At 69.3% G+C, this 12,055-nt stretch carries 8 protein-coding genes; 6 read left to right on the top strand and 2 right to left on the bottom strand.

From position 1 onward, the window contains the following. Positions 1–3: 3 nt before the first annotated feature. The 5 genes from cysW to H4O13_04650 all read left to right on the top strand — a co-directional run bounded on the left by cysW (position 4) and on the right by H4O13_04650 (position 7,364). Positions 4–888 (top strand): sulfate ABC transporter permease subunit CysW, encoded by an 885-nt coding sequence (cysW, locus tag H4O13_04670; GenBank protein MBE5314679.1) that lies wholly within the window; start codon positions 4–6, stop codon positions 886–888. Positions 889–911: 23 nt separating this feature from the next. Beyond that, complete coding sequence (cysA, locus tag H4O13_04665) at positions 912–1,970, top strand: sulfate ABC transporter ATP-binding protein (protein ID MBE5314678.1); 1,059 nt, start codon at positions 912–914, stop codon at positions 1,968–1,970. A 92-nt stretch (positions 1,971–2,062) separates the two neighbouring features. After that, on the top strand, positions 2,063–2,500 hold the full coding sequence (locus H4O13_04660) for an Rrf2 family transcriptional regulator (GenBank protein MBE5314677.1): 438 nt from the start codon (positions 2,063–2,065) through the stop codon (positions 2,498–2,500). A gap of 257 nt (positions 2,501–2,757) precedes the next feature. Continuing rightward, on the top strand, positions 2,758–4,146 hold the full coding sequence (locus H4O13_04655) for an FAD/NAD(P)-binding protein (protein MBE5314676.1): 1,389 nt from the start codon (positions 2,758–2,760) through the stop codon (positions 4,144–4,146). A 713-nt stretch (positions 4,147–4,859) separates the two neighbouring features. After that, positions 4,860–7,364, top strand: a complete 2,505-nt coding sequence (locus tag H4O13_04650; GenBank protein MBE5314675.1) for a TonB-dependent receptor — start codon at positions 4,860–4,862, stop codon at positions 7,362–7,364. Between the two features lie 42 nt (positions 7,365–7,406). On the opposite strand, the gene H4O13_04645 is transcribed toward H4O13_04650, so the two are convergent. Both H4O13_04645 and H4O13_04640 read right to left on the bottom strand, forming a co-directional pair. Beyond that, positions 7,407–7,799, bottom strand: coding sequence for a DUF3574 domain-containing protein (locus tag H4O13_04645; protein MBE5314674.1), 393 nt, complete (start codon positions 7,797–7,799; stop codon positions 7,407–7,409). Further along, positions 7,796–9,127 (bottom strand): APC family permease, encoded by a 1,332-nt coding sequence (locus H4O13_04640; GenBank protein MBE5314673.1) that lies wholly within the window; start codon positions 9,125–9,127, stop codon positions 7,796–7,798. Before H4O13_04640 ends, H4O13_04645 begins: the two co-directional genes overlap by 4 nt. Positions 9,128–9,451: 324 nt before the next feature. Between H4O13_04640 and H4O13_04635 the strand changes: the two genes are divergently transcribed. After that, on the top strand, positions 9,452–11,905 hold the full coding sequence (locus H4O13_04635) for a TonB-dependent receptor (protein ID MBE5314672.1): 2,454 nt from the start codon (positions 9,452–9,454) through the stop codon (positions 11,903–11,905). The last annotated feature ends 150 nt before the right edge of the window (positions 11,906–12,055 follow it).

The following is a 12,055-nucleotide window of genomic DNA, read 5'->3' as shown; positions in this document are numbered from 1 at the left end:
CTGATGCATCCGCCCGCCGCCCTGCTCAGCGACACCCGCCGCGCACACAAGCCGCGTGACATCGGCGCCCGCCTCGTGCGCGTGCTGCTGATCGGGCTCGCCCTGCTGCTGCTGGTCGGACTGATTCTGCTGCCCCTCATCGCGGTCTTCGCCGAAGCGCTGCGCCACGGCCTGCCGACCTTTCTCGCCAGCTTCGAGGACCCCGACGCCTGGCATGCGATCCGCCTCACGCTCACGGTGGCTGCCATCGCGGTGCCGCTCAACACGGTGTTCGGCCTGGCCGCGGCCTGGCTGATCGCCAAGCACCGCTTTCGCGGGCGCAGTCTGCTGCAGAGCCTGATCGATCTGCCGTTCTCGGTCTCGCCGGTGGTCGCCGGTCTCGTGTTCGTGCTGATCTTCGGCGCGCAGGGCTGGGGCTTGGGGCCCTGGCTGGCCGACTTCGGCATCCAGGTGCTGTTTTCGCTGCCCGGCCTGGTGCTGGCGACCGTCTTCGTGACCTTTCCCTTCGTGGCGCGGGAACTCATCCCGCTGATGGAGGAGCAGGGCAAGGACGCCGAAGAGGCCGCGCTCAGCCTGGGCGCCAGCGGCTGGCAGACCTTCTGGAAAGTCACCCTGCCGAACGTCCGCTGGGCCCTGCTCTACGGCGTGCTGCTGTGCAATGCGCGGGCGATGGGCGAGTTCGGCGCGGTCAGCGTGGTCTCGGGCCACATCCGCGGCGAGACCAACACCCTGCCCCTGCAGGTCGAGATTCTCTACAACGAGTACGCCTTCAGCGCCTCCTTCGCACTGGCGGCGGTGCTGGCCCTGCTGGCCCTGCTGACGCTCGCCGTCAAGACCTTCCTCGAATGGCGGCACGGCGACGAGCTGGCCGCGAACCGCCGGCACTGACCCTTTCCGGATTCCCCCCTGCCATGACCACCCACTCCGCGCGCGGCGAAGCCCTGAGCCTTGAAGGCATCAGCAAGCGCTTCGGTGATTTCCAGGCGCTCAGCGACATCCACCTGCGCATCGAGCCCGGCGAGCTGGTGGCCCTGCTCGGGCCGTCCGGCTCCGGCAAGACCAGCCTGCTGCGGATCATCGCCGGCCTGGAACAGGCCGACCGCGGGCGGCTCAAGTTCGGCGAGCGCGATGCCTCGCACCTGAGCGTGCAGGCGCGTCGCGTCGGCTTCGTGTTCCAGCACTACGCTCTGTTCAAGCACATGCGCGTCGCCGACAACATCGCCTTCGGGCTGAGCGTGCGGCCGCGCAGCGAGCGGCCGGCGGCGGCGGCCATCCGCGCGCGCGTCGAGCACCTGCTGGAGCTGGTCCAGCTGCCCGGCCTGGGCGATCGTTACCCCAGCCAACTGTCGGGCGGCCAGCGCCAGCGCGTGGCGCTGGCGCGTGCGCTGGCCATCGAGCCGCGCGTGCTGCTGCTCGATGAACCCTTCGGCGCGCTCGATGCGCGCGTGCGCAAGGATCTGCGGCGCTGGCTGCGCGAGCTGCATCGCGAGACCGGCGTCACCACAGTCTTCGTCACCCACGACCAGGACGAAGCGCTTGAGCTCGCCGATCGCGTGGTGCTGATGCAGGGCGGCCGCATCGAGCAGGTTGACACGCCCGAGCGCGCCTATGGCGCGCCCGCCACGCCTTTCGTCTTCGAGTTCCTCGGCGAGGGCGCGCGCCTGCAGGCGCAGGCTCACGCCGGCCGGCTGCTGCTGGACGGCATCGACATCGGCGCGGCTGACGCCGCGGCCCACGGCGAGGTGCAGCTGCACCTGCGGCCCGAGCACCTGCAGCTGCAGCCGAGCCCCGCCAGCGACGCCGTGCCGGTGGAGCTGATCGAACGGCACAGCAGCGGGCCGCGCAACCGCCTGCGCCTCAAGCTTGCGCGCAGCGGCCAGGTGCTGGAGCTGGATCTGCCCGCCGGAGAGCTGCCGCCCACAGGCAGCGCCCTGCACCTGCGCTGCACCCAGTGGCAGGTGTTCGGCTGATGTCGCACGCCTGCACTGCACCGCGAGCAGCGTGCGGCACGCACGCGCTCGCGGCCGCGCGGCGCCACCGCCTTTCGCGCCAGGGCTGACGCATGCTGACCATGAAGGCCAAGTACGCCCTGCGCGCGCTGATGGTGCTGGCGCAGCCCGGTCGCGATCTGACCACGGCGCGAGTGCTGGCCGCCGATGCGGAAGTGCCTGAGAAGTTTCTCGAAGCCATCCTGGTCGAGCTGCGCCACGCCGGCTTCGTGCAGAGCCGACGCGGCCTGCTCGGCGGCCACAGCCTCGCGCGGCCCGCGTCCGAAATCCGATTGGGCGATGTGATCCGCTGCATCGATGGGCCGCTGGCGCCGATCCGCTGTGCCAGCGTCACCGCCTTCGCCGTCTGCGAGGACTGCCGCGACCCCGAACACTGCGCCATTCGCGCGCTGATGTCGGACGTGCGCAATGCGATGTCGCAGGTGCTCGATCACCGCACCCTTGAGGAACTCAGCGCTCGCGAAGGCGAGGCCCTGCGCGCGCTCTGCTGAGCACCTCCGAGACCATCCCCCGCCCGCCGCACTGAGGACGCAGAGCGACACCGCTTGTAAAGGGGGCGTAGCGCCGGCAGGACACATAAGTTCGCAGTCAATTCCTATTAATCGAATAGATTTTTAACGACCATCCAACAGCCGGGTAACACCCAACGCAGCAGCCTCCGGATCGACTCCCGGCGAACCGGCCCCGCACGCAGACCGCGCCCACGGCTCAGGGCGCACTGTTCCCCTTGCCACCGCAGGATCCGCCCATGCATCTCGCAATCGTCGGCGCCGGCTTCTCAGGTATCGCCCTGCTCTACCAGCTGATCGAGCAGCGCGCGCCGCTCAGCCGCCTCAGCCTGATCGGCACGCAGGCAGACTTCGGCCGCGGCCGCGCCTACGCCAGCGCCAATGACATTCACCTGCTGAACGTACGCGCTGCGGACATGGGGCTGTCGTCGGACGCTGCCGGCGACTTCGCCGACTGGCTGGAACTCGGCGCAAGCAACCGCGATGCCTTTCTGCCGCGCAGCCTGTTCGGTGACTACCTGCAGCAGCGCATCCAGGAGGCGGCCACCCGCGCGCCCTTCGTGATCGAGCGCGTGCGCGGCACGGCGCTTACCCTCACACCGACCGGCGCCGGCTACCGCATCACCATGGACGACGAGCGCCGCCTGCACGCCGACCGGGTCGTGCTGGCGCTGGGCAGCCTGCCGCCGCAGCCGCTGCCAGGTCTCGCCGCTGCCCTGCGCCGCAGCGCAGCCTACGTCGAGGACCCCTGGTCGCCGCAGGCGCTGGATGCGCTGCCGGCCGAAGCCGAGGTGCTGATCGTCGGCACCGGCCTGACCTGCTTCGATCTCCTGCAGACACTTCATGCCCGCGGACACCACGGACGGGTGCGGGCGATCAGCCGGCACGGTCTGCTGCCGCAGCCGCAGACCCTGCGCCGCGCGGCACCCGCTGTGCTCGGCCCGGCGCTGCAGGCGCAGATCCACCAGCCGGTGCTGCGTGAGCTGCTGCACGCGCTGCGCAGCGCCTGCGCCGAAGCCAGCGACTGGCGACCGGTGCTCGACGGACTGCGCCCGCACCTCACGCGCCTGTGGCGCGGCCTGGGTCAAGGCGAACGCGCGCGCTTCATGCGCCACCTGCGCAGCTACTGGGAAGTGCATCGCCACCGGCTGCCGCTGCAGAGTCACACCCAGCTGCAGGAGTGGCAGCGCAGCGGCTGGCTGCGCGTGGAAGCGGCGCGATTGGAAACCGCCGAACTGAAGTCCGGACGCGTGCATGCGCAGCTGCGCGCGCGCGGCGCCCAGGACGCATCGCCGCATGTCTGCGACGTGCTGATCCGCGCCACCGGCCTCGACACCGACGTTGCCAACACGCCCGAGCCCTTGGTTCGACAGCTGCACACTGACGGCTGGCTGAGCGCCGACCCGCTGGGGCTCGGCTTCAAGTGCGACGGCGGTTACGGCCTGCTCAACCGGCTCAATCGCCGCGCCGAGGGTCTGTATGCGCTGGGGCCGCTGCTGCGCGGCGAGTACTGGGAAATGACCGCGGTGCCCGAGCTGCGCGCAGCCGCCAAAGCGCTGGCAATCGAACTGACAGCGGCCGCGCACGAAGAATCCTCACGTCTGCGGCCGCTGCTGCACGCCATCTGACCCGACCCCGCCGACGCTGAGCTCAAGGTCGCTGCGGCGCTGCGGCATCGCTCAAGGCCTCGGCGCCCTCGCGCGCGCTGCGCTCGCGATTGCAGCACCGCAGCGCGCGCTGGCGCGTCCCACCACACCCGTCTCGCGAACACGCATCGAGGACCAGGAGCACAGGGTTCGGCCTTGCTGCGCTGCGCTGCGCGGACAATCTCGTCTTCGCGCTCGAAGCGGCGTCGGCCGTGCACGGAACGCTGCGCCTGCGCCTGCGCCTGCGCAGCGTGCATGCGTGCATGCGTGCAAGCAGAGACAAACGCCCGAGCGCTGACCCGCGCTTGCCGTCGTGCGCGTGGCGCCCCGAGCCCGGCTGCGCGTTTGGATTCATGCGATTGGCGGCGCGGGCTCAAGTCTGGGCATGCGCTCCCGCACGGCATCGGCCGACGGCGTGCGGCTTCGCCGCGCAAAGCGCGCGTCCGCGCCGGTGTGACCGGGCGTTTCCAGCCCGTGTACGCAGGCGATCGACACGCACTCCAGCACGCCCTGCGCGTCTGCGATCCGCACCGCGTCGTGGCTTTGTCCTGAAATTCCAATGGCACAACCAAAGGCCGTTCGAGTGTCGACCGGTGCGCAGGCAGGCTTCAAACGCGCGGGCTCCCAGCCAGGTTCTCACCGATCCGGCGAAGGGCCCGCACAGACCCGACACCTCCCTGCGTACGCGGACTCCCATGACTCGCATCAAGCCTCTCGCCCGTTCGATCCACGCGGTTCTTGCCAGCGCCCTGCTGACGTCCACCGCCACCACAGCTCTGGCAGCGCCCGACGCGCTTGAACCCGCGCTGGCGCTCTCGGCCTCGACCTCTGCCGATGCCGCGGCCAGCGCCACGACCTTGGATGCCGTCGCCGTCACCGGTGCGCGGCGTCGCGAAGAGGCGGCCCAGGACGTGCCGATCCCGCTGACCGTACTCGACGGCGACACGCTCAACCGCAGCGGCGCTTTCAACGTCAACCGACTGCAGAACATCGTGCCCACCCTGCAGTTTTACTCAAGCAACCCGCGCAACACGGCGGTCAACATCCGCGGCCTCGGCCAGCCCTACGGCCTCACCAACGACGGCATCGAATCGGGCGTCGGCTTCTATGTGGACGGCGTGCTGTACGCGCGACCGGCCTCGACCACGCTGGACTTCATCGACGTTGAGCGCATCGAGGTGCTGCGCGGGCCGCAGGGCACGCTGTTCGGCAAGAACACCACCGCCGGCGCGATTCTGGTGACCACCCGCAAGCCCAGCTTCACGCGCGAGATCGACGTCGAGCTGGGCATCGGCAACGATGGCTTCCTGCAGAGCAAAGCCTCGCTCACCGGCCCTCTGGGCGACAGCCTCGCCGGGCGCCTGTCGTTCTCTGGCACCCAGCGCGACGGCGTCCTCTACAACACGAGCACGCAGCGCGCCTTGAACGAGTTGAACAACATCGGCGGGCGCGGCCAGCTGCTGTTCCTGCCCAACGACACCACCGAGGCGCTGCTCGCCTTCGACTTCACCCGCCAGCGCCCCGAAGGCTATGCGCAGGTGCTGGCCGGGGTGGCCCCGACCTATCGCGGCACGCCGGGCTATGCCTCGTCGCTGTACGGCATCGCCGCCAACCCGAATGCCAATCCGCGCCGGCACTTCTGGGGAATCATCTCCGACCTCGGCTATGTGCCGCCCAACGTCAACCCGGCCACCCGCGAGGTGCGCCCCTTCGACCGCGTGATCGACACCGGCACGCCCTGGCGCTCGGGCAACGAAATCGGCGGCGTCTCGCTGAACATCGACAGCAAGATCGGCTCGGGCACGCTGACCTCGACCACCGCCTGGCGTTTCTGGAACTGGGACCCCTCGAACGATCGCGACTACACCGCCCTGCGCGTGGGCACGCTGTCGCAGGCGCCGTCCAAGCACGCCCAGTGGACCCAGGAGCTGCGCTGGGCCGGTGATCTCGCCAGCGGGCTCAGCGCGGTGTTCGGCGCCTACGGCTTCGCCCAGAAGCTCAACACCGACCCGGTGCACACCGAAGAAGTCGGGGCTGACTATTTCCGCTTCATCTGGAACCCCTCGCCCGGCCCCAACGGCAGCCCCAACATCGCGCTGTGGGGGCCGAACGGCTCGGTGGCGGGCAACTACTTCGCCGGCCAACGCAGCGAGATCACCTCCCAGCTCGACACCGTCAGCGCAGCGCTGTTCGGACAGCTCGACTGGGCCGTGAGCGAGCGCCTGCATCTGCTGCCCGGCCTGCGTCTCAACTACGACCGGAAGGAGGTCGACTTCGTCCAGCGCGCGCTCAACATTCCGACCTTGCCCGCGGGCGCGCCGACGCCTCCCGCGCCGGCCTACAGCAACCAGACCGCACAGCGCGAGGACGACGACACCAATGTCTCCGGCCAGCTGACCCTGGCCTACCGCGCCAGTGAATCGCTCAACTACTACGCGAGCGTCGCCACCGCCTTCAAGTCGATCGGCATCAACCTCGGCGGCGGTCCGGCGATCGAGATTCCGCCCGAAGACGTGCGCCACATCGAGATCGGCCTGAAGAGCAGCCCGCTGCCGGGCGTGCGCGCGAACCTGAGCGCCTTCAACACCGACATCGAGAACTACCAGACCCAGGTGCTGGTGGTGGGCAACCCGCGGCCGGTGATTGCCAGCGCCGAGAAGGTGCGCGTGCGCGGCGTCGAGTTCGACGGCAGCTGGGAGATCAGCGAAGCGCTGTCGCTGTACACCGCCGTGGCCTACACCGACGGCCGCTACATCGCGTTTCCCAATGCGCCCCTGCCGCTGGAGCTGACGGGCTACACCGGGCCGTCGGGCCTGCCGCAGGTCGACGTCTCGGGCCTGCGTCTGCCGGGCATCTCCCAGTGGTCCGGCTCGCTGGGCGGCGAGTACCGCGGTGCGGGTCGCTTCCTTGGCGAATCGGGCCAGTGGTTCACCGGAGCCGATCTGTTCGCCCGCAGTGATTTCTCCTCCAGCGCCACGCCCTCGGAGTTCCTCAACGTGTCGGGCTACGGCCTGCTCAACCTGCGCATCGGGTTCGAGGCGGACAGCGGCTGGTCGGCCTTCCTGTGGGCGCGCAACGCGCTGGACCGCGACTACATCGAACTGCTGCAGGCCGCGCCTGCAGGACAGGGCGCGGGCCACTACGGAGCACAGCTGGGCGACCCGCGGTCCTTCGGCCTGAGCCTGCGCTTCGCCTACTGAGCGCGCGAACCTGGCGGATCGCGCACGGACGCGCTGTCGGCCTCAGAACGCTGCGCTGGCCGGAACATCGACGCGCAGCACCGACTCCTGGCCAGTGCGCTGGATCCACTGCGAACGCAGGGCTTCGATGCGATCGTCGGAGGCCGCATCGCCCGGATGCAGGATCACCAGCACGCGCGAGTGCAGCCTCCGGGGAGGGCCACCGTCCTCGGGCTGCCACTGGCCTTGCGCTTCGAGAACGGTGAAGCCCGCCGGGAAGGCGCGGGTCACCGCCTCGTCCAGGTAGCGACGGAAGGCCGCGCTGTTCTCGTCCACGCCGTCGCCCAGCCCGAAGAACAGTTCGGTGCGCACCCAGGATCGCTCAGCGCTCAGAGTGCAGGCGGCGAGCGCCAGGCTGAGCAGCGCTGCTGCCAGGCCCGCGGGCAGCCGGCTCATGCCTGCGCCCGCTTGCGCAGCGGAAGCCACAGCAGTGCGCCGAGAAACAGCACGGCGACCGCGACCAGCGCGCCCTCCCGCACGTACACCAGGCTGGAATACAGCAGGTAGGCGCAGCTCGCCGAAAAAAGCAGGGGCAGCAGCGGATACAGCGGCACGCGAAAGGCGCGGGGACGGCCCGGGTCGCGACGCCGCAGCAGGATCACCGCGACGCCACTCAGCATCAGGAAGCCCCAATACACCGGCGACAGGTAATCGACGAGGGTGGAGAAACCGCCGCGAGTGAGGAGACCGAGCGCGACCAAGGCCAGGGACACTCCGGCGAGACCGAACAGCGCGCCGCGCGGCACACCGCGCGTCGCATCCCAGGCGCCAAGCCCCTCGAAACCGAGATCGCGCGCGGCGGCAAAGGTCGTGCGCGCGCCGGCAATCAGGATGGCGTTCATCACCGTGATCGCCGTGACCGCCACCACGGCGACGATCAGCACTTCGCCCGTGCGCCCGAAGGCCAGACGCATCAAATCTGCTGCAGGCGCTTCGCTTGCCGCCAGACCCCCCAGCCCCAGACCGCGCAGGTAGGCCCAGTTGACCAGCAGATAGAGCGCGAGCACCAGACCCAGGCCGATGCCCAGCGCAAGCGGCATGTCGCGCTTCGGGTCGGCGACTTCAGCGGACAGGGTGGCGGCATCACTCCAGCCGCCGTAGGCCAGCAGCACGAAGATCATCGCCTGTCCGAACGCCGCAAACCCCAGCGCAGCCGCGGGCGCGACCGGATCCGCAGGCGGCACCCCCTGGATCTGCTGCACCAGGCCCGCAGCGCCCACGGCCAGCAGTCCCGCCATGACGATGAGCATCAGGCCCAGTTGGGTGCCGACGCCGACTCTCACGCCCCGCAGATTCAGCGCCACCAGCAGCACGATCAGGCTCGCGCCAAACGCGGCGCTGCCACCCGGCCCCAGTGGCAGCAGCTGATTGAGATAGTCACCGAACACAAAGGCCAACAGGGCGACCGAGCCGCTGTGGATCACGGTGAAGCGCGACCAGGCGAACAGGAAACCCAAGCCTGGGCCATAGGCTCGACGCAGGAAGCTGTAGTCACCGCCCTGATCGGGATACGCCGCAGCGAGCTCGGCGAAGCACAGCCCGCCGATCACCGACAGCACGCCGCCGAGCAGCCAGGCCAGAAGCAGGGCTGTCTCCGAGTCGAGCGCCGCCGCCACCTCGGGCGAGGTGCGGAAGATGCCTGCACCGACCACCATCCCCACGCAGACCGCGACCGCATGGCCCACGTGCAGGCGGGGGCGGACCTCTGACGCATTCACAGACATTGCGTGGACTCGATGGGGCAACAGTGCTGCAGCTTAGGGCAATGCTGAAGAATTCAGCGTTGCCGCGCGCCACGGAGGCGCGCCCGCGGAGCAAGCACGCACGTGCTTGATCCCGCGCAAGCGCGTCCGGACCTGTGCCGGACTCGCGAGCACGGATCAAGGCCAGGAGGGACTTGATCCGTGTTGCCTCGGCGGGGCACCCGTGGCCGCTTGCGACGCGAGGTCGCAACGTGGTCAAAAAGGCCATATATCTCTTCATCCGGATGGATTGACAGGAATTGACCTGAAGGCGATCTTGGCCCGCCCTTCCCAAGGCACCACCTCATGTCGCTCAAGCCCCCAGGCGGCCTCTTCAAGCGCCGATCCCGCCTCGCTCAAGCCCTGGCCACAGCGCTGGCACTGCCGGGCCTCAGTGCATCAGGCTTGGCGTTCGCCCAGCAGGATCGCGCCACCGAGCTCGATGCGGTCGTCGTCACCGGCACGCGCGGCGCGGTCCGCACCGAAGCCAACACGCCGGTCGCCATCGACGTGTTCACCCAGGACGATCTGCAGCGCGCCAATGGGCTCGGCGGCGAGCTCGGGCAGGCGCTGGCGACGCTGCTGCCTTCACTCAATTTTCCACGGCAATCCAACTCGGGCGGCGCAGACCATGTGCGCGCCGCGCAGCTGCGCGGCCTGAGCCCGGATCAAGTGCTGGTGCTGGTCAACGGCAAGCGTCGCCACACCTCGGCGGTCGTCAACCTGGAGTCCAAGAACGGCCGCGGCACGACGCCGGTCGACTTCAACGCCATTCCGCTGTCGGCGATCGAGCGCATCGAGGTCTTGCGCGATGGTGCCGGCGCGCAGTACGGCTCGGATGCGATCGCCGGCGTCGTCAACGTGATCCTCAAGGGAGGCAGCGAAGGCAGCAGCCTGGCGCTCAGCTATGGCGCGCATCGCACCGACTTCGAACCCAGCGGTGAATCTTTGACCGATGGGCAGACCCTCCGCGCCGCCGCCGACACCGGCATCAAGCTCGGCGCCGAGGGCCGCCTGCGCGTCGGCGTCGACTACCGCAACCGCAACGCGGTCAATCGCGCCGGCCTCGACCAGATTCCGTTCTTCGAGGCGCAAACGCCCGCCAACCTCGCCTTCGCCGGCCAGCGCAACTACAAGCCCGGCGATGCGGACGCACGCGATCGCCAGCTGTGGCTGAACGGCAGCGTGCCCGTCGGTGATCTTGAAGCCTTTGCTTTCGCCACCTACAGCCAGCGCGAGTCGGTGGGCGCCGCCTTCTTCCGCTACCCCGACAGCAGCGCCAACGTACGCGAGGTGTACCCCAACGGCTTTCGGCCCGACACGCTCGGCGACAGTGCAGATCTGGGAGCGTTCGCTGGCGTGCGCGGCACGCTCGGCGACTGGCGCGTGGAGACCAGCCTCGGCCACGGCTTCAATCGCTTCGACTACGGCTTGCGCAACTCACTCAACGCCTCGCTGGGCAGTGCAAGCCCCACCGCCTTCGACCTTGGGCGCTATCGCTTCGGCCAGACCAGCCTGAACCTGGACGGCAGCTACGACTTCGGCCGCGCGAGCACGCTCGCGCTGGGGCTTGAGCACCGCCGCGAGAACTTCCGCACCCGTGCCGGAGACCCCGCCAGCACAGCCGCGGGCCCGCTCACGACGCGTCCGCCCGGCGCCCAGGCAGGCCCCGGATTGAGTGCGCGCGACGCGGTTGACATCGACCGCCGGGTCAATGGCCTCTGGGGCGAACTCTCGGGCGATCTGGGCGAGCGGGTGTTCGTCAGCGCAGCAGGTCGCTTCGAGGACTACAGCGACTTCGGCGCGGAAGCCACCGGCAAGCTGGCCGCGCGCTGGGCGCTCGGCGATGCGTTCGCCCTGCGCGCCGCGGCGTCGACTAACTACCGCGCGCCTTCGCTGTCGCAGCGCGGCTTCAGCTACACCACCACCAGTTTTGGTGACGGCGGTCAATTGACGCGGGTGCGCTTGCTGCGTGGCGATGACCCGATCGCAGCGGCGCTGGGTGTCCAGCCGCTCGAAGCGGAAACCTCGACCAACTTCAGCCTGGGCTTGGCCGTGCAGGTCGGCGACTTCGCGCTCACGCTGGACACCTTCCGGATCGATGTGGACGACCGCGTCACGCTGTCGGAACGGATCGGAGGGCCTGAGCTTGCGGCCTTCATCCGGCAGCGCTTCGGCGTGAGCGACATCAGCTCGATCAACTTTTTCACCAATGCGGTCGACACCCGGACCGATGGCGCCGAGATTGTCAGCCGCTATCGCCTGCCCTTGGCCGGCAGCGCGATCGACTTCAGCGCGGCCTACAGCTATGCGCGGAACCGCATCCGCGCCGTCGACGCGACGCCCAGTCAGATCGTCGCCCTGGGCGCCGACAACCTGCTGCTGGGCGTGGAGGAACGCAACACCCTGATCGGCGCAGCGCCGCGTCAGCGCGCGGTGCTCAGCGCCAACTGGGAGGGCGAGCGGACCTCTGCGCTTCTGCGCGGCATCCGCCACGGCAGCACCACGCGGGTCTTCAACTTCGGCGGCGGGTTCGAGCCCGAGCAGACCTATGGCGCGGTGTGGCAGCTCGATGCCGAGCTGCGTTATCGGCTCAGTACCGCGCTTGAACTGTCTGCAGGCGCCTACAACCTCACCGATCGCTATCCCGACCGCAGCAGCGCGGACATCAACTACTTCGGCAATTTCCCCTACGACGTGCTGTCCGGCATCGGCATGAATGGCGCCTTCTACCAGGCCGGTATCGAGTACAGGTTCTGATCCCACGCCGATCGCGCACGGACGGTGGGGATCGGGCACGCCGCGCGCCTTCGGCCTGAGCCTGCGCTTCGCTCGGTGAGACACGGCAGCGCGCGGTCGCTGAGCGGCGCGCATGGCAGCTTGTTGAAGAACTTCCTCCCGGGGAGTTTT

This window comes from Lysobacterales bacterium (genome assembly GCA_014946745.1).
Classification (GTDB): domain Bacteria; phylum Pseudomonadota; class Gammaproteobacteria; order Xanthomonadales; family Xanthomonadaceae; genus Aquimonas.
The sequence above is the reverse complement of the archived record's forward strand: the minus strand, read 5'-3'. Positions and strand labels throughout refer to the sequence as shown.

What these genes read in the sequence shown, in the direction of transcription:
- H4O13_04635 (MBE5314672.1), top strand. Translation starts at nt 9,452, where the DNA reads ATGTCGCTCAAGCCCCCAGGCGGCCTCTTCAAGCGCCGATCCCGCCTC.
- cysA (MBE5314678.1), top strand. Translation starts at nt 912, where the DNA reads ATGACCACCCACTCCGCGCGCGGCGAAGCCCTGAGCCTTGAAGGCATC.
- H4O13_04655 (MBE5314676.1), top strand. Translation starts at nt 2,758, where the DNA reads ATGCATCTCGCAATCGTCGGCGCCGGCTTCTCAGGTATCGCCCTGCTC.
- H4O13_04660 (MBE5314677.1), top strand. Translation starts at nt 2,063, where the DNA reads ATGCTGACCATGAAGGCCAAGTACGCCCTGCGCGCGCTGATGGTGCTG.
- H4O13_04640 (MBE5314673.1), bottom strand. Translation starts at nt 9,127, where the DNA reads ATGTCTGTGAATGCGTCAGAGGTCCGCCCCCGCCTGCACGTGGGCCAT.
- H4O13_04645 (MBE5314674.1), bottom strand. Translation starts at nt 7,799, where the DNA reads ATGAGCCGGCTGCCCGCGGGCCTGGCAGCAGCGCTGCTCAGCCTGGCG.
- cysW (MBE5314679.1), top strand. Translation starts at nt 4, where the DNA reads ATGCATCCGCCCGCCGCCCTGCTCAGCGACACCCGCCGCGCACACAAG.
- H4O13_04650 (MBE5314675.1), top strand. Translation starts at nt 4,860, where the DNA reads ATGACTCGCATCAAGCCTCTCGCCCGTTCGATCCACGCGGTTCTTGCC.